Origin of the sequence: Rhodococcus sp. NPDC059179, assembly GCF_042754885.1 — a bacterium.
Lineage (GTDB): Bacteria > Actinomycetota > Actinomycetes > Mycobacteriales > Mycobacteriaceae > Rhodococcus_G.
Genome location: NZ_JBHZBV010000001.1, coordinates 1,023,590 through 1,047,929, shown reverse-complemented (window position 1 = coordinate 1,047,929; position 24,340 = coordinate 1,023,590). Strand labels below are relative to the sequence as shown.

The 24,340-nt window shown below is 67.9% G+C and carries 30 protein-coding genes, 1 pseudogene and 1 riboswitch; of the genes and pseudogenes, 21 read left to right on the top strand and 10 right to left on the bottom strand.

The window, feature by feature from the left end:
* Window positions 1-22: 22 nt before the first annotated feature.
* Both ACFXMV_RS04930 and ACFXMV_RS04925 read right to left on the bottom strand, forming a co-directional pair.
* On the bottom strand, window positions 23-1,501 hold the full coding sequence (locus ACFXMV_RS04930) for an MFS transporter (RefSeq protein WP_378503218.1): 1,479 nt from the start codon (window positions 1,499-1,501) through the stop codon (window positions 23-25).
* A 140-nt stretch (window positions 1,502-1,641) separates the two neighbouring features.
* Window positions 1,642-2,796, bottom strand: a complete 1,155-nt coding sequence (locus ACFXMV_RS04925) for an RNA-guided endonuclease InsQ/TnpB family protein (RefSeq protein WP_378501049.1) — start codon at window positions 2,794-2,796, stop codon at window positions 1,642-1,644.
* 106 nt (window positions 2,797-2,902) lie between these two features.
* Here ACFXMV_RS04925 and ACFXMV_RS04920 point away from each other — a divergent pair, with 106 nt between their 5' ends.
* The 3 genes from ACFXMV_RS04920 to ACFXMV_RS04910 are packed head-to-tail and all read left to right on the top strand — an operon-like array spanning window position 2,903 to window position 4,784.
* Window positions 2,903-3,295 carry a MarR family winged helix-turn-helix transcriptional regulator gene (locus ACFXMV_RS04920; RefSeq protein ID WP_378501050.1) on the top strand — a complete coding sequence of 131 codons (393 nt, stop codon included), beginning with the start codon at window positions 2,903-2,905 and terminating at the stop codon, window positions 3,293-3,295.
* A 25-nt stretch (window positions 3,296-3,320) separates the two neighbouring features.
* Complete coding sequence (gene mhuD, locus ACFXMV_RS04915; RefSeq protein WP_378501051.1) at window positions 3,321-3,638, top strand: mycobilin-forming heme oxygenase MhuD; 318 nt, start codon at window positions 3,321-3,323, stop codon at window positions 3,636-3,638.
* A 48-nt stretch (window positions 3,639-3,686) separates the two neighbouring features.
* Window positions 3,687-4,784, top strand: a complete 1,098-nt coding sequence (locus tag ACFXMV_RS04910; protein ID WP_378501052.1) for an alpha/beta hydrolase — start codon at window positions 3,687-3,689, stop codon at window positions 4,782-4,784.
* Window positions 4,785-4,830: 46 nt separating this feature from the next.
* Here the strand turns inward: ACFXMV_RS04910 and ACFXMV_RS04905 are convergent.
* Window positions 4,831-5,191 (bottom strand): annotated as a pseudogene (locus ACFXMV_RS04905) (glycosyltransferase); the annotation flags it as partial.
* 118 nt (window positions 5,192-5,309) lie between these two features.
* A riboswitch (cobalamin riboswitch) is annotated at window positions 5,310-5,439 on the top strand.
* 25 nt (window positions 5,440-5,464) lie between these two features.
* Between ACFXMV_RS04905 and ACFXMV_RS04900 the strand changes: the two are divergent.
* The 3 genes from ACFXMV_RS04900 (at window position 5,465) to ACFXMV_RS04890 (ending at window position 7,063) form a co-directional block, all read left to right on the top strand.
* Window positions 5,465-5,659, top strand: a complete 195-nt coding sequence (locus tag ACFXMV_RS04900; RefSeq protein ID WP_378501053.1) for a CbtB domain-containing protein — start codon at window positions 5,465-5,467, stop codon at window positions 5,657-5,659.
* On the top strand, window positions 5,650-6,450 hold the full coding sequence (locus tag ACFXMV_RS04895; protein ID WP_378501054.1) for a CbtA family protein: 801 nt from the start codon (window positions 5,650-5,652) through the stop codon (window positions 6,448-6,450). The genes ACFXMV_RS04900 and ACFXMV_RS04895 overlap by 10 nt, the downstream gene beginning before the upstream one ends.
* Window positions 6,451-6,613: 163 nt before the next feature.
* A complete protein-coding gene (locus ACFXMV_RS04890) occupies window positions 6,614-7,063 on the top strand; it encodes a hypothetical protein (RefSeq protein ID WP_378501055.1) in 450 nt (149 codons plus the stop codon).
* Here ACFXMV_RS04890 and ACFXMV_RS04885 read toward each other — a convergent pair.
* The 3 genes from ACFXMV_RS04885 to ACFXMV_RS04875 all read right to left on the bottom strand — a co-directional run bounded on the left by ACFXMV_RS04885 (window position 7,060) and on the right by ACFXMV_RS04875 (window position 9,955).
* Window positions 7,060-7,746, bottom strand: a complete 687-nt coding sequence (locus tag ACFXMV_RS04885) for a DsbA family protein (protein ID WP_378503256.1) — start codon at window positions 7,744-7,746, stop codon at window positions 7,060-7,062. The genes ACFXMV_RS04890 and ACFXMV_RS04885 overlap by 4 nt on opposite strands.
* 96 nt (window positions 7,747-7,842) lie before the next feature.
* On the bottom strand, window positions 7,843-8,280 hold the full coding sequence (locus ACFXMV_RS04880; RefSeq protein ID WP_378502515.1) for an OsmC family protein: 438 nt from the start codon (window positions 8,278-8,280) through the stop codon (window positions 7,843-7,845).
* A gap of 97 nt (window positions 8,281-8,377) precedes the next feature.
* The gene (locus ACFXMV_RS04875; protein ID WP_378502394.1) at window positions 8,378-9,955 is read right to left on the bottom strand and encodes an MFS transporter; all 1,578 of its coding nucleotides are present in this window, start codon (window positions 9,953-9,955) and stop codon (window positions 8,378-8,380) included.
* Window positions 9,956-10,161: 206 nt separating this feature from the next.
* Between ACFXMV_RS04875 and ACFXMV_RS04870 the strand changes: the two genes are divergently transcribed.
* The 5 genes from ACFXMV_RS04870 (at window position 10,162) to ACFXMV_RS04850 (ending at window position 12,141) form a co-directional block, all read left to right on the top strand.
* Window positions 10,162-10,356 (top strand): CbtB-domain containing protein, encoded by a 195-nt coding sequence (locus ACFXMV_RS04870; RefSeq protein ID WP_378501785.1) that lies wholly within the window; start codon window positions 10,162-10,164, stop codon window positions 10,354-10,356.
* Between the two features lie 63 nt (window positions 10,357-10,419).
* Window positions 10,420-10,845, top strand: coding sequence for a hypothetical protein (locus ACFXMV_RS04865; RefSeq protein ID WP_378501786.1), 426 nt, complete (start codon window positions 10,420-10,422; stop codon window positions 10,843-10,845).
* Window positions 10,842-11,138, top strand: a complete 297-nt coding sequence (locus ACFXMV_RS04860; RefSeq protein ID WP_378501787.1) for an SH3-like domain-containing protein — start codon at window positions 10,842-10,844, stop codon at window positions 11,136-11,138. Before ACFXMV_RS04865 ends, ACFXMV_RS04860 begins: the two co-directional genes overlap by 4 nt.
* Complete coding sequence (scnC, locus tag ACFXMV_RS04855) at window positions 11,135-11,815, top strand: thiocyanate hydrolase subunit gamma (RefSeq protein ID WP_378501788.1); 681 nt, start codon at window positions 11,135-11,137, stop codon at window positions 11,813-11,815. The genes ACFXMV_RS04860 and scnC overlap by 4 nt, the downstream gene beginning before the upstream one ends.
* Window positions 11,812-12,141, top strand: a complete 330-nt coding sequence (locus ACFXMV_RS04850; protein ID WP_378501789.1) for a ScnB — start codon at window positions 11,812-11,814, stop codon at window positions 12,139-12,141. Before scnC ends, ACFXMV_RS04850 begins: the two co-directional genes overlap by 4 nt.
* Window positions 12,142-12,151: 10 nt before the next feature.
* Here ACFXMV_RS04850 and ACFXMV_RS04845 read toward each other — a convergent pair whose 3' ends face one another.
* Window positions 12,152-12,586, bottom strand: coding sequence for a PaaI family thioesterase (locus ACFXMV_RS04845; protein ID WP_378501790.1), 435 nt, complete (start codon window positions 12,584-12,586; stop codon window positions 12,152-12,154).
* Window positions 12,587-12,646: 60 nt separating this feature from the next.
* On the opposite strand from ACFXMV_RS04845, the gene ACFXMV_RS04840 reads away from it, so the two are divergent.
* The 4 genes from ACFXMV_RS04840 to ACFXMV_RS04825 all read left to right on the top strand — a co-directional run bounded on the left by ACFXMV_RS04840 (window position 12,647) and on the right by ACFXMV_RS04825 (window position 15,922).
* A complete protein-coding gene (locus ACFXMV_RS04840) occupies window positions 12,647-13,261 on the top strand; it encodes a TetR/AcrR family transcriptional regulator (RefSeq protein WP_378501791.1) in 615 nt (204 codons plus the stop codon).
* Window positions 13,248-13,967 carry an HD domain-containing protein gene (locus tag ACFXMV_RS04835; RefSeq protein WP_378503219.1) on the top strand — a complete coding sequence of 240 codons (720 nt, stop codon included), beginning with the start codon at window positions 13,248-13,250 and terminating at the stop codon, window positions 13,965-13,967. Before ACFXMV_RS04840 ends, ACFXMV_RS04835 begins: the two co-directional genes overlap by 14 nt.
* 29 nt (window positions 13,968-13,996) lie before the next feature.
* Window positions 13,997-14,581 carry a hypothetical protein gene (locus ACFXMV_RS04830; protein ID WP_378503220.1) on the top strand — a complete coding sequence of 195 codons (585 nt, stop codon included), beginning with the start codon at window positions 13,997-13,999 and terminating at the stop codon, window positions 14,579-14,581.
* A gap of 84 nt (window positions 14,582-14,665) precedes the next feature.
* Entirely contained in the window at window positions 14,666-15,922 is a 1,257-nt protein-coding gene (locus tag ACFXMV_RS04825; protein WP_378503221.1) for an esterase-like activity of phytase family protein, read from the top strand.
* A gap of 76 nt (window positions 15,923-15,998) precedes the next feature.
* On the opposite strand, the gene ACFXMV_RS04820 is transcribed toward ACFXMV_RS04825, so the two are convergent.
* A complete protein-coding gene (locus tag ACFXMV_RS04820) occupies window positions 15,999-18,551 on the bottom strand; it encodes an ATP-dependent Clp protease ATP-binding subunit (protein ID WP_378503222.1) in 2,553 nt (850 codons plus the stop codon).
* A 246-nt stretch (window positions 18,552-18,797) separates the two neighbouring features.
* On the opposite strand from ACFXMV_RS04820, the gene ACFXMV_RS04815 reads away from it, so the two are divergent.
* The 6 genes from ACFXMV_RS04815 to ACFXMV_RS04790 are packed head-to-tail and all read left to right on the top strand — an operon-like array spanning window position 18,798 to window position 22,867.
* Entirely contained in the window at window positions 18,798-19,568 is a 771-nt protein-coding gene (locus ACFXMV_RS04815; RefSeq protein ID WP_378611951.1) for a hypothetical protein, read from the top strand.
* Between the two features lie 18 nt (window positions 19,569-19,586).
* A complete protein-coding gene (locus tag ACFXMV_RS04810; protein WP_378503224.1) occupies window positions 19,587-20,801 on the top strand; it encodes a hypothetical protein in 1,215 nt (404 codons plus the stop codon).
* On the top strand, window positions 20,798-21,172 hold the full coding sequence (locus ACFXMV_RS04805) for a hypothetical protein (RefSeq protein WP_378499699.1): 375 nt from the start codon (window positions 20,798-20,800) through the stop codon (window positions 21,170-21,172). Before ACFXMV_RS04810 ends, ACFXMV_RS04805 begins: the two co-directional genes overlap by 4 nt.
* Before the next feature lie 41 nt (window positions 21,173-21,213).
* Window positions 21,214-21,774 (top strand): DUF3558 family protein, encoded by a 561-nt coding sequence (locus ACFXMV_RS04800; RefSeq protein WP_378499698.1) that lies wholly within the window; start codon window positions 21,214-21,216, stop codon window positions 21,772-21,774.
* Window positions 21,775-21,800: 26 nt separating this feature from the next.
* Window positions 21,801-22,349, top strand: a complete 549-nt coding sequence (locus tag ACFXMV_RS04795) for a DUF3558 domain-containing protein (protein WP_378503225.1) — start codon at window positions 21,801-21,803, stop codon at window positions 22,347-22,349.
* Window positions 22,346-22,867, top strand: a complete 522-nt coding sequence (locus ACFXMV_RS04790) for a DUF3558 family protein (protein WP_378499696.1) — start codon at window positions 22,346-22,348, stop codon at window positions 22,865-22,867. The genes ACFXMV_RS04795 and ACFXMV_RS04790 overlap by 4 nt, the downstream gene beginning before the upstream one ends.
* A 26-nt stretch (window positions 22,868-22,893) precedes the next feature.
* Here the strand turns inward: ACFXMV_RS04790 and ACFXMV_RS04785 are convergent, their stop codons facing one another.
* Together ACFXMV_RS04785 and ACFXMV_RS04780 are read right to left on the bottom strand one after the other, a co-directional pair.
* A complete protein-coding gene (locus ACFXMV_RS04785; protein WP_378499695.1) occupies window positions 22,894-23,829 on the bottom strand; it encodes an esterase/lipase family protein in 936 nt (311 codons plus the stop codon).
* A 101-nt stretch (window positions 23,830-23,930) separates the two neighbouring features.
* Complete coding sequence (locus ACFXMV_RS04780; RefSeq protein ID WP_378499694.1) at window positions 23,931-24,275, bottom strand: Lsr2 family protein; 345 nt, start codon at window positions 24,273-24,275, stop codon at window positions 23,931-23,933.
* Window positions 24,276-24,340 lie beyond the last annotated feature (65 nt).

Here is a 24,340-nt window from a genome sequence, read left to right as displayed (position 1 = left end):
CCTCGAGGTCGGTGCCCGCCCGTCAGGCCCGGCCCGCCCCCGGCACCGACGTGTATCGACGGCCGCGGATCAGCGGCGAGACCGTGACCGCAAGCCCGACCAGCGCCACCCCGGCGACCAGGACCAGTCCGGGCCGGAACTGGTCGAATCCCGCGGTGCCCGCACCCGTGACCGCGTGCGAACCGGCGGTGACCAACGCGGTCGTCAGGGCCAGGACCAACGCCCCGCCGACCTGGGCGGAGGTCTGCACCAACCCCGACGCGAGACCCTGCTCGGAGTCGTCGACGCCCGAGGTGGCCTGGGCCATGATCGAGGTGAAGCCGAGCGCGAAGCCGAGTCCGAGCAGCACCGTGCTGGGCAGGATGGCGACCACGTAGGTCGGCTGGTCACTGCCGACGAACAGGAACCACAGGTAACCCAGGCTCAGCGAGGTGAGCGCGGCGATGATCATCCGCGGCGTGCCAAAGCGGTCGATCAGACGGCCGACGAACGGCGAACCCACCGCCACGATCAGTCCAGTCGGGAGCAACGCCAGCGCCATCTTCAGCGGCGACCAGCCGAGCACCGACTGCAGGAAGATCGTCACCATGAACTGGAAGCTCAGGTAGGACCCGAACAGGGCCATGATGCTGAGATTGGCCCGAACGATGGTGCCCACCTTCAGGATGCCCAGCCGCACGAGGGGATGCGCGACCCGCCTCTCCACCAGGAAGAACGAGGCCAGCAGCACCGCGGCGAGGGCAAACGAGCCCAACGTCAACGGATCGGTCCAGCCCCGGGCGGGCGCCGAGACGACGGTGTAGACGGTGAGCAGCATGCCCGCGACGAGGGTGACCGCGCCCGCGAGATCGTGCCCGCCGGTGTCCGCCGGACGGTCCTTCGGGATGAGCACGGCGGCGGCCACGAGCGCGGCGACCGCGAACGGCACCGGCATCAGGAATGTCCACCGCCATCCGGCGCTGGTGAGCAGCCCGCCGAGGATCAGGCCGGAGGAGTAGCCGCTGGCACCGAACACCGAGAAGATGGACAGCGCCCGGTTGCGGGCAGGCCCCTCCTTGAAGGTGGTGGTCAGGATCGACATCGCGGTCGGCGCGGTGAAGGCCGCGGCGAGGCCCTTCACGAAGCGGGTCGCGATGAGCAGGGTGCCGTTGTCGACGAGCCCACCGACCAGCGAGGCGATGGCGAAGACCGCCAGCGCGACCAGGAAGACGTTGCGGCGACCGAGCAGGTCGGCGGTGCGCCCGCCCAGCAGCAGCAGGCCGCCGAAGCCGAGCACGTAACCGTTGATGATCCACTGCAGCGAGGTGGTGTCGAGGCCGAGTTCGGTGCCGATGGACGGCAGCGCGACACCCACCATCGAGACGTCGAGCCCGTCGAGGAACATCACGACGCACAGCACCGCGAGGATCCCCCAGAGGCGGGCCGTCCATGCCTGCCCGGCGGCAGGAGCGGTCGAACCCGGCGAGGCGGTGAGGTTCGGAGTGGTTTCGGTGATAGTCACGTCGAGGACTGTATGTGCATGTGCAATCAATGCGCAAGCACTAATTTCGTTAACATTTAATTCGCTTGCATCAATCAATCGGCCGCGACTAGGATGCGGCCTTAACACTTCTCCTTTCCTGTTGGCAGGAGATTCCCAGCTCAGACCGCAACCGAACCACCCACCGGAAGGCGGTGATCCGATTGTCTGACGTCGTCAACGCGAGTGTGGCCGCGTTCTGCCACAGCCAGAATCACTCTGGCAGCGTTCCGGTCCCTGTCGTCGGTGTGACCGCAGGCATGGCATCGGAAGGTTCGTTGCGCGAGTCCGAGTCGCTGCTTGGCTCTCGCGAAGCAACTCGAACACGTCATGCTCGTGTAGGCGGGCTGCACCAACACCACCGTTCGGCCAGCCCGCGTGCCGCGCTCGATCAGCTCCCGCTTCGCCCCGCCGATAGCCGCGTCCGCAGCTTTGCGCGCCATCGTCGACTTCGCCAGGAATCTGGGCTTGAAGTCCTCCACCGCGATCAGGCCATGCCGGTCGACCACCCGTTTGGCCCACACCCGGCTGTCGTGTTGGGTCTGACGGGCGGCTTTCTTGCGCAGCTTCGCCGCTTCCCGTTTCGCACGGTCGTAGCCACGGGACCGTGGGCCACGCTTCCCGCTGTGGCGGCGGGCCATCTTTCGTTGCGCCTTGGCGAGTTCGCCGGCGCACCGCTTGCGGTGCCCGAGATACGGCAGATCAAACTCGGCGTCGGTGGTCGTGGCCGTCGCGCTCACACCCCAGTCGACACCGATCCCACCCTCGGCCTCGGGAGCGGGCGGAACTGCGCGGCGGACGACGAACGATGCATACCAGTACCCGAGCGAATCCTGATAGATCCGCACGCTGGACGGATCGGACGGCAACTCCCGCGACCACACCACCGGAACACTGACACCCTTCGGCAGGACCAACCGACCGTCACGGAGACTGAACCCCCGCCGCGTGTACTCCAACGACGGCAACGTCTTCTTCCTGGGTTTGAACGCCGGCCGCCCACGCCCCTTCACCGTGAACGACTGGTCGAGGGCGCGGGCGTAGCCACGCAACATCTGCTGCTGCGCGACCTGCGACCCGCCCCGCAACCACCCACTGCGCGAGCGAGCCGCGGTGAGCAATCTGCTCAACTTGCCGAATGTCGGCTTGGCACCCGACTTCTGCTGGTGGACAGCCTCGTTCCACAGGAACCGGCACCGATGCCACTCGGCAGTCAAAGCACGCTGCGCTACCGCACCCGGCCGCAGCCGATAGGTGAAGCGCACTACCTCGTCCACAGCAGACAACGTAGCTACAGCCACCGACAAACTTTCCCGACAAAACTGAGATAGGAGGATGGCGCTGCCTCTCCCCCATGAACGAAGGAGCCGCGCCAAACACGTAATGACGACAGAATCGGAGCTCCGTGGCACCTGGCGAGCGCTGCTGGACCGGTACAACGGGATCGCGTGCGACCTCGATCGCCAGATGCAGAGCGCGCACGGCCTGAGCATGAGCGACTTCGAGACCCTCGACCGCCTGATGAGCGTCACCTGCAAGCACCCGCGGATGCAGGAGCTCGCCGCGGACATGTACCTGAGCCCGAGCGCCCTCTCGCGGAGCGTGGCGCGTCTGGAGAAGGCGGGCCTGGTCACGCGGTCCCTGTGCGAGTCCGACCGTCGCGGCGTGTTCGTCGACGTCACCGACGCCGGCCGTGATGTCCACGCCGACGCCGGCAAGATCCAATTGGCCGTGCTGGCCGAACATCTCGCCGAGCCCGACAGCGCCGGCGCCTGACCCCGAGCGGAGTACGCTCGCCCGCATGGCAGTCGTGAAGATCAATGCAATCGAGGTCCCCGAGGGCGCAGGCCCCGAGCTGGAGAAGCGCTTCGCGAACCGCGCGCACGCGGTCGAGAACTCCCCCGGCTTCCTCGGCTTCCAGTTGCTCCGCCCCGTCAAGGGCGACGAGCGCTACTTCGTCGTGACGCAGTGGGAATCCGAGGAGGCCTTCAAGGCGTGGGCCGACGGCCCGGCCCGGGCCGCGCATTCGGGCGAGCGCGCGAAGCCGGTGGCGTCCGGCTCCTCCCTGCTCGAGTTCGAGGTCGTGCTCGACGTGGTCGCCGCCGCCAAGGACGCCTGAGCTTCAAACCGCCACCCGGACCTCGGCCCGGCGGATAGATTTGCCTGCATGACATCGGCGATCGACTCGGTGAAACGGCGCACCCTGCAGGCACTGCTGTCGATGCCCGCGGGCATCCTCCGGCGCGCGGCGGGCCGACCCGTGGTGGTCGACGGCAACACCCTCGACGCCGAGATGCAGCTGATCCTCAAGCTGCAGAAGGTCGAGGGCACGCCCATCGAGGAGCGCCCGATCCCGGGCGGTCGTCGCGCCCTTGTGAGCGGCTCCAAGGCCGTCGGCGGGGACCTGCCGATCGGCGCGGTCACCGATCTGGACATCGACGGCCCCGGCGGCCCGCTCCGGCTGCGGTTCTACACCCCTCGCGGCCTGACCACGGCGTCGCCCGCCCTGTTCTACGTCCACGGCGGCGGCTGGATCTACGGCGACCTCGACAGCCACGACGCGGTGTGCCGATTTCTCGCGGAACGGGCGGGCGTCCGTGTCGTCGCCGTCGACTACCGACTCGCCCCCGAGGCACCCTTCCCCGCCGCGGTCGACGACGTCGAGGCCGCGTACTCGTTCGTGACAGCCAACGCGGCCGCCCTTGGCATCGACCCGGACCGCATCGCCGTCGGCGGCGACAGCGCGGGCGGAAACCTCTCCGCGGTGCTGGCCCAGCGCGCGGCGCGCGGGGAGGTCGGGGTCCCGCCTGCATTCCAGCTGCTGGTCTATCCCGCGGTGGATTTCGCCGTGAAGCGGCCAAGCCGGTCGACCTTCGCGACGGGATTCATCCTCACCAAACGCTTCATGGACCTCGCCGAGAACAGCTACGTGCCCGCCGGGGCGGATCGGACGGACCCGCTGCTATCCCCGATCTACGGCGATCTTGCCGGTCTGCCACCGGCCTACGTGGTGACCGCAGGGTTCGACCCGTTGCGCGACGAGGGCGACGCCTACGCCGCGAAGCTCCGCGAGGCCGGGGTCGACGTGCAACACGTCCGCGAGCCCGGGCTGATCCACTCCTTCGCGAACATGGTGGGGGTCGGCCGTTCGGGTCCCGAGGCGATGGGCCGGGTCGCGGCCGCGCTGCGACGGGCCCTGACCACCCCCGCGGTCAGTTCCCCGCCAGCACCGACAGCATCCCGTCAACCGACGCCGACCAGCTGAACTGCTCGGCCCGCAGCCGCGCCGATTCGCGGCGGGCACCGGCCGACCCCCTCGCCGTGTGCCGCAAGGCCTCTCGCCTGGGTCCGTCTCCCGCGATCACCAGCCGGATGTCCTGACCCTGCGCCACGAGAGAGCGGACCGCGTCGATGCTGCGATCGACCTGCTTCTCCACCGACAACCGTCCGCAGTGCAGCAACAGCCGTTGTGACGGCCGCGCGTAGCGGAAGCGCCGCCAGCGTGATCCGCAGGACCCCGCTCGCCATCACCTCCTCCGCGTCACGCTCGCCGGGGACGACCAGGACCACCTCGTGCCCGCGGTCGCAGTAGCCGGCGCCCCAGTTGTGCAGCGCGGTCCGCAGCCCGCCCGATCGGGGACCGTAGAAGTTGGCCAGCTGCACTATTCGCACCGACCCATCGATCACTGTCGGCGCAACGGTCACGTCAACTCTCGCCGCCCGCCCGATGAAGTGCGCGCGAACGTCTCGGCCGGCCGGGACGCGCCGACGCATTGACACCACCGTCGTGTCAGTGCGACAGTGCGCTGGTAATAGCGATGGTTGACGGGAATCCGGTGAGAGTCCGGAGCGGTCGCGCCACTGTGTTCGAGGCACACCCTCGACAGCCAGATACCGGGGCCATCGCATGGGCTTTTAGGGGACGCGGAATCCCAGGAGGAACCAATGGCACTCGTACACACCCCCAGCACGGCGACCGATTCGGTCGGCATCGCGATGATCATCGCGGGCGTGGTCCTGCTCGCGATGCTGACCCTCTACCTGGTCGGTTTCGATCAGGGTGCGGTCTCGCGCACCGGCATGTACATGCACGAACTGATGCATGACGGTCGCCACCTGCTGGGCCTGCCGTGCCACTGACCGGAACCTTCAAGAACCTCCTCATCCGCGGCCTGCTGGCCGGCTTCGTCGCCGGCCTGCTCGCAGGAGCCGTCGCGTTCGTGATCGGTGAACCGCACATCGACGCGGCCATCGCGATCGAGGAGTCGGCGGCGGCCCCGACGGAGGCGCACGGGCACGACGCAGGCACGACCGAGGCCGCGACCGGCGGGCATTCGCACGGAGACTCCGAGGAACCGCTGGTCAGTCGCGACGGGCAGCGGTTCGGCCTGTTCCTCGCGACCACCCTCGCGGGCCTGGCCCTCGGTGCCCTGTTTGCCGCGGTCGCGTACTACGCACGGCGCGTCAGCGGCCTGTCCGGCCCGATCCTCGCCCTCGCGCTCGCCGGCCTCGGCTGGCTTGCTGTCGAGGCGGTGCCGTTCTTCAAATACCCGGCGAATCCACCCGCGGTCGGCGATCCGGAGACCATCAACAACCGCACCCTGCTCTGGCTCGCCACGGTGGTGCTCGGTCTCGCGGCGGTGGCGATCGCCGCGTACGTGGCGAAGGTCCTGGCGGCGAACGAGTTCCTGACCGTCCGGATCGCGGCGCCACTGCTCGCCTTCCTGGCGGTCGTCGGCATCGGATACCTGGCGCTCCCGGACATCGACGAGGTCGGCCCGGACTTCCCGGCCAGCCTGCTGTGGGACTTCCGGATCTCGTCGCTGACGATCCAAGCCACGCTGTGGCTGGCGCTCGGCCTCGGGTTCGCGTTCCTCACGGAGCGGTCGAACCGGCTGACCTCGCAGGCGGATTCACTCACGGCGCGCTAGAGGCCACAGCGCCGCTCGACCTCCCGAATGTCACATTGGTTCGACTGAGTTGAACCAATGTGACATTCGGGAGTATCGGCGGCGGGCTAATACCGTGGGGGGAGCCCGGATTCACGCCACGGGGTGATGCGCGACTCGGCGCCGGGGCGGCAGGCTCGCAGCCATGACCGCCGCCGAAGTCCGCACCCGCCCTCCCCGTCAGGTGGAACTCTCGTTCACCCTGCTCTGCGTCGCCTTGCTCGCCGGGGTCGTCGAGGCGATCGCCCAGGCGGCCCGCGTGTTGGAGGGCGCCGACGCGAGTCCCGCGGCCGTCGGAGCACAGGGCGCGATCCGGCTGGCGGTCTACGGCGCGGTGCTCGCGCTCGCCGTCGCGATGCGGCGCGGATCGAATCCCGCCCGGCTGACCCTGCTGATCGGCCTCGGGACGGTGGGGATCGGGTCGCTGGTCGTCGAACCGGCGGCCTGGCTGTTGTCGGCGAACGGATTCGACGCCGCAGACGTCACGGTCGCGGCGATCGTCATCGCTGCGGCCCGGACCGTCCACCTGATCGCGGTGGTCGCCGGGCTCGCGCTGCTGCTGGGAGCCGACGCCCGACGGCACTTCGGTCGTTAGACCGCGCAGGAGTCGTCGGCGCAGCTCGCGTTGTCGTCGCCGCCGAGCGAGACGATCGCGCCGGACTGCGCGTAGGCCTGCTCGAGCAGCTGGGTGAACACCTCGACGGGCTGCGCGCCCGAGACGCCGATCGCCCGGTTGGCGGCGAAGAACGGCACGCCGGTCACGCCGAGCAGACGCGCCTCCTCGATGTCAGCCCGCACCCGCTCTGCCGCGGCGTCCCCGTCGAGCTCCGCGCGGATCGCGGACGCGTCCAGCCCGGTCTCGGCGGCGATCGCGACGAGTTCCTCGCGGTCGTCCACCACCCGGCCGTCGGTGAAGTGGGCACGGAACAGGGCCTCCATGACCTCCTCGCCGCGCTCGCCTGCCAGGTGGACCAGCCGGTGCGCGTCGAAGGTGTTCGCGGCGATCACGGTGTCGAAGTCCATCGCGAGTCCGTCGGCGGACGCGGTGGACGCCACGTGCGCGAACATCTGCCTGATCTGATCGGTGGGCAGGCCCTTGTGTTCGGCCAGCGCCTCGAGCTCGCTGGCCCTTGCGCCGACCGGCGTCTCGGGGGCCAGCTGGTAGGAACGCCACACCACCTGCACCCGGTCGCGGTGCTCGAACTGCTCGAGCGCCGCCGCGAAGCGTCGCTTTCCGATGTAGCACCACGGGCAGGCGATGTCCGACCACACCTCCATCACCACGGCGGGCTCGGTGACGGATTCGGGCTGGGTGTTCGTTTCGAGGCTCACAGATAGTTGAAACGTCCACCTTCCCGTTTCTGTTCCTGGGTCCTAGGTGATCAGCGCGGCGTCGAGGGTGATCGGGACCCCGGTCAGGGCCTTGCTCACCGGGCAGGTCTCCTTCGCGGCCTTGGCCACCTTCGCGAACCCGTCCGCGTCGAGCCCGTCGACCTCGCCTCGAACGGTGAGCGTGATCCCGGTCAGCTTGAATCCGGGATCGTCGGGGCCGAGCGTGACGTCCGCGGTGATCTCCAGGCTCTGCGGGGTACCGCCCGCCTCTCCGATCAGCGCAGAGAGTTGCATGGCGTAGCAGGACGAGTGCGCCGCGGCGATCAACTCCTCCGGGCTCGTGGTCCCGTCTGCGTCCTCGGCGGCGCGCTTGGGGAACGAGACCTCGAACGTGCCCGCACCGGAACTGCTGAGTTCGACCTGGCCCGATCCGTCCTGCAGGGTTCCGTTCCAGGCGGTGCGGGAAGTGCGTGTGGGCATGGGGGTTCCTTCCGTCGGGCATGAGTTCGGCCAGGGACCAGTGTTCCCCGCGATCGCGGCCGGGACCACCCGAATCCGGGAGACCGGTCGCGGGCGGCTACTGCTCCGCCACGTTGTCCGTTTCGTGATAGCGCGCCAACAGGATTCGTTCCTCGTCGCGCTTCGGGAAGGCGAAGAAGACCAGCGCGGCCCCGACCAGCACGATGAGGATCGCCGCCGCGTACGCCTTGGTGTCGCCGTCGAGGAACGCCGCGCGCGCCGCGCTCATGATCGGCTCGGCGTACTGCGGGTACCGCTCCGCGATGTTCGCGGCACCGGCGAACGACTTCTCCAGCGCGGACTGCACCTCCGCGCTCACCTGGCTCGCCTGCTGCGACGCCGCGATCGCCGCCGTGAACGACGCCGTGTATCCGGCGGTGAGCAGCGCCCCGAGAACCGACTGCACGATGGCGCCGCCGAGGTCGCGCTGCAGATCCGCCGTGCCCGACGCCATCCCGGCCCGGGACACCGGCACCGAGCCCGTCAGCGACCGGGACGCCGGAGTGCCCGCGAGGCCGACCCCGATGCCGAGGAAGATGTAGCCGAGCGCGATCTTCCAGTACTGCGCGTCCTCCTTCCACAACAGCAGCGCCACCAGCAGGCCCAGCACGATGGACGCGTACCCGAGCAGCAGGGTGAACCGGGCTCCGTGGGACTCGACCAGCTTCGCGGACTGCGGCGCCACCAGCACCATCACCGCCGCGGCAGGCAGCCCAGCCGATCCCGCCGCGAGCGTCGAATAGCCCAGCACGTTCTGCATGAACTGCTGACCGATGTACATCGTGCCCATCAGCGTGCCGAACACCACGATGCCCGCCACTGCGGCCACCCAGAAGATCCGTCGTGCGGCGATCCGAAGGTCGAAAAGCGGGGCGGGCGCACGCAGTTGGCGCCAGACGAACACCACCCCCGCCGCGACCGCGATCGACAGCAACCCCACCGCGGTGGCGCCCATACCGTCCACGGGCGCGAAGTTGATGCCAAGCACGAGGGCGGCGACCAGGACGACGGACACCATGCCGCCGAGGTGATCGACGGGATCGGTCGACTCGTTGACGTGAGCAGGCACGAACGCGACGGCCGAGCCGAGGGCCAGCAAGGCCAGCGGCAGCGTCACGAGGAAGACCGAACCCCACTCGAAGCGCTGCAACAGCGCGCCAGAGGCGAGCGGCCCTAGCGCCGAGATGCCGCCGCCGATCGCGGACCACAGCGCGATCGCCCTGGTGCGCGCTGCCCCTGACCACAGCGCGGTGATCAGCGCCAGCGTGGTCGGGAACGCCAGGCCTGCACTGACGCCGCCGAACAATCGGGCCAGGAACAGCACCTCGAAATTGGGTGCGAAGCCGGCGATCAGGCTGGCGGGCACCGAGAGCGTCATGCCGAGGACCAGCATCGTCTTGCGCCCGTACCGGTCGCCGAGCGCGCCCAGGTACAGCACCGACGCCGCGAGCCCCACCGAGTAGCCGACCGCGATCAGGTTGAGCTGCGTCTGACTGGCGTCGAATGCCTTCCCGATGTCGGGCAGCGCGACGTTGGCCACCGCCAGGTTCAGGTTCGCGACGGCCGCGACGAGGATCAGCGACAGCAGGACGAGCCGGGACCGAGCGGGCTGCTCTCCGAGGGCTGTGGTTGCCACTCTCCCAGTCCACACCAACCGAGGTCCCGCGGGCGGGATTTGCGTGCCGAGCGCGGCCGGCATTCCACGGAAACCCGAAATCGGCCTCTGCCCGCGGTGTAATCTCGGGATGCCGCGACACTGCGGTCGGGGGATCACTCCCCGACCGCGAGAACACGCCGACCTTCGCATGGAACCACGGGATGTCCCGTTAACCAGGAGGAACCATGGCAGTAGTCCATTCACCAAGCGGGACAGCGGAATCGCTGGGCGCGATAGCTCTCACCATCGGAGTGATCCTGCTCGCGCTGCTCTCCCTCTACCTGGTCGGATTCGACCAGGGTGCGGTCTCCCGCACCGGCATGTACATGCACGAACTGATGCACGACGGCCGCCACCTGCTCGGCCTGCCCTGCCACTAGTTCGGACAACCCGGCCATCGACCCTGACGATGGCCAACGGCTCGACGAACGACGGAGATCTCGATGAGTTCACCGAAGAGTTTCGACGCGCTGCAGACGCGCGTCGCAGATATCGCACCCGTCTACCGCAATCCGTTGGACTCGCCCTACGAGATCTCCAACGAGATGTTTGCGGCGTTGCGGCATGTCCTCCACGACGTCGGCGGCCAACCCGACCTGCCGATCGAGTACAAGGAGAAGGACGAAGAACCCTGGGAGATGCGCACCTACGTCACCTGTGAATGCCTGGGCTGGCGCGGGGTGTGGAACTCCGAGGAACGACGGCGGGCGGAGAACGACCTCGGGGCGACGCTCTACTTCGGGCTCCCCTACTACGCGCGCTGGGCCACCGTCGCCGCCAAGACCCTCATCAACAAGGGCCTGATCACCCCCGACGAACTGTCCGCCAAGCTGGACGAGGTGCGGGCGCGGTCGGAGGCGACGTCATGACGAAGTTCCAGATCGGAGACCGCGTCACCGTCCGGGACGCGACGTCGATGTTCCACACCCGCACGCAGGCCTTCACCCGGGGCCGGACCGGCGTGGTGGTCGAGCACCGGCCGGAGTGGGTGATCCCCGAGGACGAGGCGTGGGGACGCGACGACGGCCGGAAGGAACCCTTCTACGTCGTGCGGTTCAGGCAGCGCGACCTCTGGCCGCAGTACACCGGATTTGATGTCGACACCCTCGAGACCGAGTGCTCGGAGCGGTGGCTGGAACCCGCCCAGGAGGAGCCGAAGTGAGCCAGACACACGATCACCACGCACCGATCCAGGAATCCGGTGAGATCAGCGAGTTCGAGATCCTCGAGACGGCCGTCCGGGAACTGGCGATCGAGAAGGGCCTGTTCTCCGCGGAGGATCACCGCCGCTTCTCGGAGTGGGCCGAATCCGTCGGGCCGGCAGGAGGATCGCGGCTGGTCGCCAAGGCCTGGACCGACCCCGACTTCAAGGCACGACTGCTCGCCGACGGCACCGAGACCTGCAAGGAGGTCGGCATCGACTGGCGGGACCCGACCGGATCCGGAACCCCGAGTGACTACACGTACTTCTACGTCCTGGAGAACACCCCGACGGTGCACAACGTGATCGTCTGCACCCTGTGCTCCTGCTACCCGAGGCCGGTGCTCGGGATGTCGCCGGACTGGTACCGCACGCCCAACTACCGGCGACGCCTCGTCCGCTGGCCGCGGGAGGTCCTCGCCGAGTTCGGATTACACATCCCGCCCGATGTCGAGGTGCGAGTGCACGACTCGAACCAGAAGTCGCGGTTCATGGTGATGCCGATGCGGCCGGCGGGCACCGACGGGTGGACCGAGGAGCAGCTCGCCGCCATCGTCACCCGCGACACCATGATCGGGGTGGCGCTGCCCCAGGTCGACTGGACCGCGTCCGACGCCCCGTCGAAGGTGGGTGCGTGATGAGCGACGGCTACGAGGTGCTGCTCGAGACGCTCGACCCCGAATCGCGGCGCGAGTCGAGCCTGCCCGAGCTGGACGGGAAGCCGGCGCCGTGGGAATCGAGCATGCAGGCCACCTGCGAATGTCTCTCCTGGCGTGGGTCGCTCGACAACCTCGAACGGCGCGAGGCCGAGGACGAACTCGGCGAGACCATCTACCTCCAATTCCCGGTCCGCGCGCGGTCCGCGGTGGTGACCGCACACGCGCTGATCGACCTGGGCATCATCGATCAGGAGGAACTGCGCGCGAAGATGAAGGCGGTGCGGGACCGGTTCGAGCGCGAATGAGACCGGCGGATCAGCCGACCTGATAAGTCCCGAGTCCCTTGGCCACCAGTTTGCCTCCGCTGGTGGTCACGATGTCCACCGCGCAGCTGCTCAACCGGCGGCCCTGCCGGACGCGGGTCCCGACGATGTCGACGTCCTCGGCGAATGCGGGTTCGAGGAACTCGACCGACATGGAAATGGTGACGCCACGCAGCTTTTCGGGGACCCGCGGCCCCGCCCATGCCGCGGCCATGATCCCGATGTCGATGCAGCCGGCGAGCGCGCCGCCGTGGACCATGTCTCCGACGGTGACCAGGTTCTCGCGGAACGGCATGCGCAGGCGTGCGTGGTCGTCGCCGATGTCGATGAGCTCGATACCGAGGTGTTGAACGAAGGGCGAATGCGGCAGGAACAGCCGCATCGCCTCGGACCCCGTGGTGGGCGCCTGGATTGTTGCTTCGGACATGACATTCACTCCTTAATCAGAGTTTGACTACGTTTCCGAAACTGTACTACGGTTTCTACCATGAGCCTAGACCCGCCAGCCGATCGTCGGCGTCGTCGCACACACACCGCGGTCCTCGACGCCGCGGACCTGCTGTTCACCCGCGACGGCTACCGGGCGACGAGTGTCGACGCCCTGGCGAACGAGGCAGACGTCGCGCTCAGCTCGATCTACGCGAACTTTCCCGGCGGAAAGGCCGACGTGTACGCGGCGCTCGCGTACCGCACGGCGACCGAGCACGCGCAGGGCATGCGCGAGGCACTGGTCGGCCCCACCGCCGAGGCCCGCCTGCTGGCGGCGTTCGACGCGTACGTCGCGTTTCACCGCGGCCGTCCGCTGGCCTTCCGGATCCTGGGGCTGACAGACGTCGACGACCGAGAATCCGAGGTCGTGACGGAGGCCCGAGCGCGGATCGACGAGACGCTGATCGGGCTCACCCGGGAGCTGGTGACGGCCATCGGCTTGCCCCGGGGGTCGACCGAACAGCTCGTGCTGCTGGCGTGGGCGACCGTGAACGGCGTGCTCAGCCTCGAACATCGCCGCACGATCTCCCGTGACAGTGCAGACTCGCTCATCGACATGGCCCGGGCGGACGGCGCCCGACGACTGGAGGAGCTGGCCGATGCTCAGAGGTGAACTCGGTCGGGCGGACCGGCTTCGGGTTGCGCTGCAGGCCGCTGCGATTCAGACCCGCGCGCTACCAAGCCAATTGGCGGGAGTGCCGATCACGGACCACGGCGCCCCGACACTGTTCGACCCGCCGGACTCCGCCCTGGCCAGGGACGCGCTCGAGCACGCGCGAGAGGTGCTCAGTCCCGGCATCCTGGCCCACAGCCTGCGATGTTGGCAGTGGGCCATGCGATTTCGCGCGGTAGACGGATCCGAACCCGACCCCGAGGCGCTGTTCGTCGCGTGCGCCCTGCACGACACGGCGCTGGGCGCACCCGCCGAAGCGCACGTCGGCTGCTTCGCGCTACTGGGCGCCGAGAACGCGAAGCGGTTCGTCGCCGATCGCGGTGCTCCCGCCACCGCCGAGACGGTGGCCACCGCGATCGCCCGCCACATGGACCCGCGCACACCCGCCGGGCACGGTCCCGAGGCCGCCCTGCTGCACGACGCTGCCCACCTCGACGTCGCGGGCTACCGGATCCGGGACATGCCTGCGGACTTCGTGCGCGCGGTCGTCGCGGCGCTCCCGCGCGACGGGCTTGGCACGGAGTTCGCCGAACTCGCCCGGCGCGAGAGCCGGGTCCGCCCCCGTTCGACGGTCGCAACGCTGTGGCACGCCGGGATGCGAATCCCCCTACGCCTCAACCCCCTTGACCGACTCGGAGAGCGCTGACCGCACCGGCGGCGGCATACCGTGTGTTCATGACCACCGACGACGACCCGACCAGCCGTGCGCTGACCGGCGGCGCCGCCAGCACCGCGGCGCTGGCGCGTGCCGCCCATGGGCGGCGGCGACGCAATCGCGGGCCGACCCTGATCGGCATCGACGGCCCGTCGGGCGGCGGGAAGTCGGCTCTGGCCGAGCTCGTCGGCGCGGCACTGGACAACGCGCCGATCGTGCGGATGGACGACCTGTATCCCGGCTGGGACGGCCTGTCCGGATCCGTTCCGCGTCTCGTCCGATGGGTCCTGCGGCCCGCCGCGCACGGCCGGACCCCGCGCTATCAACGCTACGACTGGAGTCGGGGACGATACGCGGAATGGCGCGAGATGCGCCGACATCGCTACCTGATCGTCGAGGGTGCCGGGTCGACCACCGGGCGGGCCAGGGGGTACTTCGCGGTCCGGGTGTTCGTGGATGCGGACCCGGACGAACGGATGCGACGCGCACTGCGGCGCGACGGCGAGATGTTCCGGCCGCATTGGGCACGCTGGGCCCGGCAGGAGGCGGCGCTGTTCGGGCCAGACCGGACCCGGCAGGCCGCACACCTCGAGGTCATCACGTAGCCCGATCACCGGATCCGTCGGCCGCACCCGCTGTTCGCCCTGACGACGACAGTTGGACATCCGGCGACCCTAGGTTCTGTCGTCATGCGCACTCACACAACCATGTTGGCCGCGGCGGTCGCCGCGGCCGTTGCCGCCGTCGTCACCGCTCCCGCCTCCGCGGCGCCCCCGGCGGCCCCGATCGTGAAGTCATCGGCGACGCTGCCCGCCACCCCGCTGTCCGATATCCAGCGGCAGATCGCCGACGACCGGGGCGTCACCCTCGGCGGCATCGGCAGCGGGCTCTTCCACGTCGGAGGTGATGAGTACTGGACCGTCACCGACCGCGGACCCAACGGCGAGGTGAAGGTGGGCGGCTCGGACCGCCGCACCTTCGTCGTCCCCGAGTTCACCCCCGCGCTCGTCAAGATCCGGGTGCAGGGCGACCGGATCACCGTGCTCGAGACGCTGCCGTTGACCACGCCCGCAGGCGTGCCCGTCACCGGCCTGTCGAACCTCCCCCGCGACGAGAAGCCGTTCGCCGCCGACGCCGCCACGCAGCTCGCCCTGAATCCGAACGGCCTCGACACCGAGGGCGTGGTCCGGACGCCGGACGGACACTTCTGGCTGGTCGACGAGTACGGCCCGTCCATCGTCGAGGCCGACGCGCAGGGCCGCGTCGTCGCCAGGCACGTGCCCGCAGGCCTCGAGGACGACTACGCCGCAGCCGGTGTGGCGTACCCGGTGACCGGCAGCCTGCCGGCGGGCCTGGCCGACCGGCGCAGCAACCGCGGCTTCGAGGACATCGCGCTGCTGCCGGACGGCCGCACGGTCGCCGTCGCGTTGCAGAGTTCGGTCGTGGTCAGCGGCGAGCGGGACCGCACCGTCACCGAGTTGCTCACCTTCGACACCGCGACCCGCGCCACCGTGCACGAGTTCGGGTACCAGTTCGACGACCCGTCCACCTTCGCTGCCGGCACCCGGGGCCGCGACCTGAAGATCTCCGCGCTGATCCCGCTGTCGCAGACCCGGGTCCTCGTCGAGGAGCGCACCGACACCGAGGCCCGCTTCCACGCCGTCGACCTGGACCCGAGCCGGGCGCTGATCACGAGCGCCGACAAGACGCCGTTCGCGAACCTCGCCGGGGTGGCGGGCGTGCCCGGCAAGATCGAGGGCGCCGCGCTGCGCGGCAACCGGCTGGTGCTGATCTCCGACAACGACTTCGGCTTCGACGGCACCCGCGCCTACCCGGCCGGCCAGGACGTCGCGGGCAGCGGCATCGAGACGGTACTGGTGGAGGTCAAGATCGGCAACGGGCCGTTCGGATCCGTCGACCTGCCGGGCGTCGACCTCGGCTCCTGAGCCCTGGCACCGCAGCCCGACCAGACACGACAACGCCCCGCGAGCCTTCGCTCGCGGGGCGTTGTCGTGCGTGAAACTATTCGGCCGAGCCGCCCTCGACGGGGGCCTCGCCTGCACCCGCAAGCGCCTCCGCGGGCGAATCCGGAACCTTGACCGGCTTCGGGCTACCGGCGAACGTGAACTTCGCGTCCTCGCCGGAGCTCTCGCCGTCCCAGCCCTCGACGTCGACGAGCACAATCTGGCCCGCACCCAGCTCGTTGAAGAGGATCTTCTCCGAGAGCTGGTCCTCGATCTCGCGCTGGATGGTGCGACGCAGCGGCCGCGCGCCCAGGACCGGGTCGAACCCGCGCTTGGCGAGCAGCGACTTCGCCTGCTCGGTCAGCTCGATGTCCATGTCCTTGTTCTTCAGCTGCTTCTCGACGCGACCGATCATCAGGTCCACCATCTGGATGATCTGATCCTTGGTCAGCTGGTGGAAGACGATGATGTCGTCGATGCGGTTGAGGAACTCGGGCCGGAAGTGCTTCTTGAGCTCGTCGTTGACCTTGAGCTTCATCCGCTCGTAGTTCGACTCGTTGCCGGTACCGGAGGTGAAGCCAAGCCCGACCGCCTTCGAGATGTCCGCGGTGCCCAGGTTCGAGGTGAAGATCAGCACGGTGTTCTTGAAGTCGACCGTGCGGCCCTGGCCGTCGGTCAGACGGCCGTCCTCGAGCACCTGCAGGAGGGTGTTGTAGATCTCCTGGTGCGCCTTCTCGATCTCGTCGAACAGCACCACCGAGAACGGCTTGCGACGGACCTTCTCCGTCAGCTGGCCGCCCTCCTCGTAGCCGACGTACCCGGGAGGGGCACCGAACAGCCGCGAGGCGGTGAAGCGGTCATGGAACTCGCCCATGTCGATCTGGATGAGCGCGTCGTCGTCGCCGAACAGGAAGTTCGCCAGCGCCTTGGACAGCTCGGTCTTACCGACACCGGACGGGCCGGCGAAGATGAACGAGCCGGACGGACGCTTCGGATCCTTCAGGCCGGCGCGGGTGCGGCGGATCGCCTTGGAGACCGCCTTGACGGCGTCCTCCTGGCCGATGATCCGCTTGTGCAGCTCGTCCTCCATGCGGAGCAGACGGGTGGTCTCCTCCTCGGTGAGCTTGAACACCGGGATGCCGGTCCAGTTGCCAAGGACCTCGGCGATCTGCTCGTCGTCGACCTCGGCGATGACGTCCAGGTCACCGGAACGCCACTGCTTCTCCCGCTCGGAGCGCTGGGCGACCAGGGTCTTTTCCTTGTCGCGCAGGTTCGCGGCCTTCTCGAAGTCCTGCGCGTCGATCGCGGACTCCTTCTCCCGGCGCGCATCGGCGATCTTGTCGTCGAACTCGCGCAGGTCCGGCGGTGCGGTCATCCGGCGGATGCGCATTCGGGCGCCCGCCTCGTCGATGAGGTCGATCGCCTTGTCCGGCAGGAAGCGGTCGTTGATGTACCGGTCGGCCAGGGTGGCCGCGGCCACCAGTGCGCCGTCGGTGATCGAGACGCGGTGATGCGCCTCGTAGCGGTCGCGCAGACCCTTGAGGATCTCGATGGTGTGCTCGACCGTCGGCTCGCCGACCTGCACCGGCTGGAACCGGCGCTCAAGGGCGGCGTCCTTCTCGATGTACTTGCGGTACTCGTCGAGGGTGGTCGCACCGATGGTCTGCAGCTCGCCGCGGGCCAGCTTGGGCTTGAGGATCGAGGCCGCGTCGATGGCACCCTCGGCCGCGCCCGCACCGACCAGCGTGTGCAGCTCGTCGATGAACAGGATGATGTCGCCGCGGGTGTTGATCTCCTTGAGCACCTTCTTCAGGCGCTCCTCGAAGTCACCGCGGTAGCGGCTGCCCGCGACCAGGGAACCCAGGTCGAGGGTGTAGAGCTGCTTGTCCTTGAGCGTCTCGGGGACCTCGCCGTTGACGATGGCCTGGGCCAGGCCCTCGACGACGGCGGTCTTGCCGACGCCGGGCTCACCGATCAGGACCGGATTGTTCTTGGTCCGGCGGCTGAGCACCTGCATGACCCGCTCGATTTCCTTCGAGCGGCCGATGACGGGGTCGAGCTTGCCCTCGAGGGCGGCCTGGGTCAGGTTCCGGCCGAACTGGTCGAGGACCAGCGACGTCGACGGGGTGCCCGCCTCGCCGCGGGTGCCGCCCGACTCGGAAGGCTCCTTGCCCTGGTAGCCGGACAGCAGCTGAATGACCTGCTGACGGACCCTGTTCAGGTCGGCGCCCAGCTTCACCAGCACCTGGGCTGCCACGCCCTCGCCCTCACGAATGAGGCCGAGCAGGATGTGCTCGGTGCCGATGTAGTTGTGGCCGAGCTGCAGCGCCTCGCGCAGGCTCAGCTCCAGCACCTTCTTGGCGCGCGGGGTGAAGGGGATGTGACCGGACGGGGCCTGCTGACCCTGGCCGATGATCTCTTCCACCTGGCTGCGCACGCCCTCAAGGGAGATACCCAACGACTCCAGCGACTTCGCAGCCACGCCCTCACCCTCGTGGATGAGGCCGAGCAGGATGTGCTCTGTGCCGATGTAGTTGTGGTTGAGCATCCGGGCCTCTTCTTGGGCCAGGACAACAACGCGCCGCGCGCGGTCGGTGAACCTCTCGAACATCGCTCTCCCTCACGTTCTTCTTGGGGTAGATCCCTACACGGAATCCACGAGCCGCACCTCTACTCTAGTGGCCAGTGGTACGGCCTGCGCCGCCTCCATCCCATTCACTGCGGGACAGTGTGCCTGCTTACCCGTCCTAACGCAGCAGCCAGGGGTTTCGTTTCCCTTCCGCTGTACGCCAGCAGCGAACAGGGGCAAACCGGGCGGTTTGATAGCCTCCCTTCCGATATCCGGGGGGAGAATTTCGTGCGCTGGGGGAAACTCGCGCTGCGGCTGGCGGTCGCGGTCGGAGCGATCTATGCGGTCGTGCTCGTGTCGAAGTTGGGCAATCCGGCGGCAGACGACGTACCAGATCAGCAGACGCTGCGGTCGGCGATGTTCCCGACGACGAGCGCGCCCGCCACACCCACAACGCAGCCGCCCCCGCTGCCTCCCGGGTTCCCGTCGATGCAGTTTCCGCCGCCGAAGATCGAGGTCGCGGAGGGGCAGCCGCAGCCGATCGCGACGAAGTTCGGGCTGACGTACGACATTCCAGCGGATTGGACGAACAGCGCCCGTTCGGTGGCCGGGTGGTCCGACGACCAGGGCTCCGTTACTTACGGCGCCATCGGTTCGTTCGGTGACGAGTACTGCTCCACAAAGAGGGCCAACTCACTCGCGATGTCGGGCGCGACCGGTAGAAACGGTGTGGACATCGAGACGGTCGCACGCGAGGAAGTCCGCAAGGCCGAACGCATCTTCGCCGATCCCCAATGGAACCTGCCCCGTGTCGCGTACTCCGAACCTGTGCTCTTTGAAGTCGCCGGTCGACCCGCAATGCGCATGACGGCTTCGGTCACCGACATTCCACGAGACGACGAGTGCGACCCACCCTCTGCTCGTTTCGACATCGTTACGACGGCTGGATACGCGACCGCCGAGGTCATGATCCTGATGGTGGAGGTTCACCAGGGACTTTCGGGCGCACCCGATCCACAGGTAGCTGACCGGATCATTTCGACCTTACGTAGGTCCTGACAGCAAGACGGGGGAACCATGGGGGAACTATTCAGGGGTGATGCCAGCGAAATCGCCGGTGCCGCGGTGCTCGCCAACGAAGTCGCCGACAAGGCCAGTGACGCGGCCCGATTCACTCGGGACAACGCCACTCCGGGCGGAAACTTCGGCGAAGGACTCCTGCAGACGCTGTTCTCGCCGCTCGAGTTGGCCGCCGATGCGGCGTGGAGCAGATTCGACGGCCACACCGCAATGTGCCGGGGAATCGGGACCGAGCTCAATCGAGCGGCGTGGATGTACAGCGATCAGGAACGCAAGAACTACGAGGCACTGAACGCGAATCTCCTGGTCTGCCTCGTGGACGAGTCCGCCTACGGGCCCGACGTCGCCGCGCCCGGTGCGGCGGGCGACTACCCGGACCCCGCCCGGTACGTCGCCCACGAGGACGTCAACCTCGATCCGCCGGTAACCGCAGCCGAAGACATCCGCACTCTCATCGCCGATCGCGCGGGCTGGCTGGGTGACATCGACACGGCAATCAAGGCTGTGACGGGTTGGAGCGCCCTCGAGGAGACCATCAAGCCGATCGGCGGAAACTGGAACGAGCTCAAGCGAATCGGCGAATCCCACAAGGTCGCCGGTGAGGCAATGGAGAACTGCGGCAAGAACCTCGAGTCCGGGGCCAAGCAGATCAGCGACCACTGGGCGGGCAAGGCAGAGGAGGCCTTCCAGGACTACACCGGCCGACAGGTCGAGGCAATGACCTGGGAGGGACCGGTCGGGCGCGCCATCAAGACCTTGCTTGAGGCAGCCGCCGACGAGATCAAACGAGTGTGCCTGGAGGTGGTTTCCAATCTCGCGGACCTTTTGGAGAAGGAAGTACAGATCGAGGATGTCACCGATCTGCTCAAGTTCGCGGTGAAGAAGATCCCCTTCCTGGGCACAGCGGTCCAGGTGGAAGCGATTATCCGCATCATATTCTCAGTCAAGGATCAGGTGACGGCACTGGTCGACAGCATTCGCGGCGTCGTCGACACCGTATCCGGGTTTCTGTCTGCGGTGGTATCGCCGAGCGGAACGCTCAATGAGTTGTCCGCCGAGACGCTTGCACCGATCACCGATCGGTTCGACGACAAGAAGAAGAAGCTCAAGCTGATCGAAGACCTAGCAGGTGTGGCCGACGCAGATGGACCGCTACACAAACCAACCGAATCGTTCTCGGTCGGGACCGACCCATGGGCGGACGCAGCATGATCGACGACATTCCACCGCACCTGCGACCCTCGTACGACCGGGCGATTGAGGCAATCGCGGATGCTGCCACGGCGCGGATTCGATCCGAGAAAAGCCGCAATGGCGACTGGGACACGCGCATCGAGGTGACCGACGAGTTGTGGGACAAGATTGCAGCACTTCCTACGAGCTCAGCGGAACTCCGTGTCTACGCCGAGCGAGTTGCGGCGGGCGAATGCCGTTGGGACGAAGTCGAGTACCAGGCGAGGCCCGTGCCACAGGAAGTGGCAGAGATCAAGAACTCGGGGCTCTACAGGTGGTTTTCGCACCCGACACCGCTGCGGGAACCAGAGGACGAGGAAGCTGGCCCCTACGAGATCAAGTGGGAATGAACCCCACCCTCCGGCCGACGCCACCACCCGAAACGAGGATCATGCCCATCACCCGCACAGTGTCCGTTGCCTGCGCAGCGCTGGCGCTCACGCCCCTGGCCGCGTGCGCATCCGGCGAATCCGAACCCACCGTCGCAACCTATTCCGCGGCCACGACCACGGTCGAATCGGTACCCCAAGACGCAGCATTCGAGGGCGCCAACCCCTGCGACCTCCTCACCTCGGACGAGACGGAGGCCGCCACAGGCATCCCCGGGCTGACCGGCGAGTGGCAGCCCAACGAGGACTCAACGATCATCGGCTGCAATTGGGGTGATGGCCCCGGCTCGATCAGCGCCGCGATGTCGGTCGGCGTCGACACTCGCTTCCTCACCATCGGGCGAACACTCGACACAATGGACGGGCACGAGATCAAGATCGAGCAAGCCGACGAGACCAGCTGTGGACTCGCCGTCACCTTCGGTGGAGACCGCCTCCTGCTCCTCGGCTTCGTCCCGACCGCTCGGCAAATCAAGTCCGAGAAGAATCCGACGGAGGAAATGTGGTGCGACCGCACCCTGACACTCGTCAAGGCCGCGCTCCCCCGGCTGGGTTGGCAATAATGCACCTCCGTTCGACAGTCGCCGCGATGGTGACGCTCGCCCTGCCCATGCTGACGGCCTGTGGGGCCGACGAGGAGGTCACCTCCGTCGCGGAACCGACCACTCAAGCCACCACCCGCACAGCAGAACCCGAACCCACGGTGGCGCCGTCCCCGCCGCTTGCGGGTGTCGACCCGTGCGCTCTGCTGACCGACAACGAGGTGGCCGCCGCGACCGCAGTGGACGGGATCGTGGGCCGGTTTCATCCGGTCACCTCGGCCAATGTCATCGGTTGCGAATGGGGTGATGGCGGCCCTGGATCCGCCGGCGTAACCTTCCTCGTCGCGGACTCCGAATTCGGCGCGGACACGACGCGGACCTATGGCGAGGTTGGCGGGCGGCCGATCACGTTGGACCGAGGACGCCACGACAGCTGCGTGCTCACGGTCCGGTTCAGTGACGATCGGCGCATCTCCGTGAGCCTCGCTCCGACCACCGAGCACCTGTTGGCCCAGCCGGCACCGCTCGGTGAATTGGTCTGCCAGCGCACCCTCGAACTCACCAAATCCGCGGTAACTCGATTGGGCTGGACATGACACGACTGAAGCGGTGCATCGCGATCGGTGTCGGCGCCTGTGCGCTGGCAACTGGGTGCGCAACCGACTCCCCCTCGATCGACCCGGTGGCCAGTGTGCGCGAGGCCGACCCGTGCACCCTGCTCACAACCGATGAGGTCGCAATCCTCGCCGGTACCGAAGCACTGAAACCGATGCCCGACAGCGCATTCGAACGAATCTCGGACTGCGAATGGGGTGCCGACGCCGGGTCGGTAAAGGTTCGGCTCATCGCCAGTTCCCTGACGCCCGGGGTCTCAGCAGAGGAAGAGGCCGCTCAATACGACCACGAGGTGCTCGGCCGCCCGGCTCTCGTCATCGCGGATGACTGGAGCACCTGCTTGTACGAGGTCTCGTTCAGCGACCTCCGGATGCTTCAACTCACCGCGAAGCCGACCGTGGAGATGCAGCGGGCGAATCCGACGACCTTCGGCGACACCACGTGCGACCGCACCCGGCCCGTCCTCGAGAAGGCGATCGAGCGGCTCGACTGGAGCTGAGCACCCGATTCCGGCAGGCAAGCCGGTCAGCCGACGACGGGCGGCACGAACGCACATGGCACCTCGCGCTGATGCGTGGGATCGAGCGCGTTGAGCACCATCGTCCGCGCCCGCCGCGCGCCCGCGATCGAGAGGTGATCGGAGTAGTCCTGTTCGCAGCCGTCCTGCAGCACGATGTTTGTCGTCTGCGGGCCGGGCTCGATGCCGGAGGTGTACGGGACCACGATCTCGTCGTAGCGGGTGACGATGTTCGTGTACTCGATCCCCGGCACGTACAGACCGCCGGACCGCTGGCGGTCGACGAACGCCGAGCCGTGCATCATCTCGGGGCAGGCCTTGCACACCGGGAACCCGAGCTGGAATTCGTCGTCCACCCCCAGGCCGCGCAGCGCGGCGCCGAGGCTGAACTGGTCGACCCCGTAGGTCCCGTCCCACGGCGGGGCCAGCGACACGATCCTGCCGACCTTCGTCGCGCCGCCGTGGTACTTCGCGTAGTTGTTGGCCAGCACGGTGCCCTGTGAATGGCCGACCAGGTCGACCTTGGCGGCGCCGGTCGTGGCGAGCACCCGGTCCACGAACGCCGCGAGCTGCTGGGAACTCTCGTCCACTGGGAGCATGCCGCCGATCGCGCTCAGCGGCCACGGCAGGTCGGCGAAGTTGCCGTAGGTGAGGGAGAAGACGCAGAAGCCCTCGTTCGCCAGCATCGGCGCGTAGGCAGCCCAGTTGTCCTGCCGATTGCCGCCGGTGCCGTGCACCAGGACGACGGGTGACGGGTGTTCCGCGGTCGGCCGGCACGACCAGTCGTTACTACCGGGTGCCGATCCGCCCGGATTGGTCAATTCCGGCAGCACCCCGGAAAGAAAGGTATCGGGTTCCGGCAGGGGTGCCGCGCCCGCGGCGCCTGTGCCCCATAACAACGCGGCCGCCGAAATCAATGAACCGATCACAATTCGCCAGCGCATCGCGCTCCCCCTCATGTTGCTCCCTCGTCCGCCCGCCCGATCGCGAGGCTAACAGCCTGCGTGCGATGGGGCGGGCGAAACGAGAGGGCAAATTCAGGAGATCAGTTGGCTTTGTTGTACGCCTCGGTGATATCCGCCGAGATACGACCGCGGGCAGACACCTTATGGCCATTGCGCCGCGCCCACTCGCGAATCGCCGCACTTTGCTCGCGGTCGATCGCCACACGACTCTTGCCGCCGGCCGCTGCGGCCTTGGCCCGTCGACGCCCGGTCGACCGTCGTGCATGTGAAACCCAAACCTCAAGCTGTTCCCGCAGTTTTGCGGCATTCGCGGACGACAGGTCGATCTCGTAAGTGACCCCGTCGAGACCGAACTCGACCGTTTCGTCGGCGGCCGCCTCCTGATCCACATCATCGATCAGGGTGACGGTGACCTTTTTCGCCATGGATCGAGTTTCCTTTCAATGAACTGCAATTTTGCGCTTCCCCGCGCCGGCTTCGACGAGTCTAC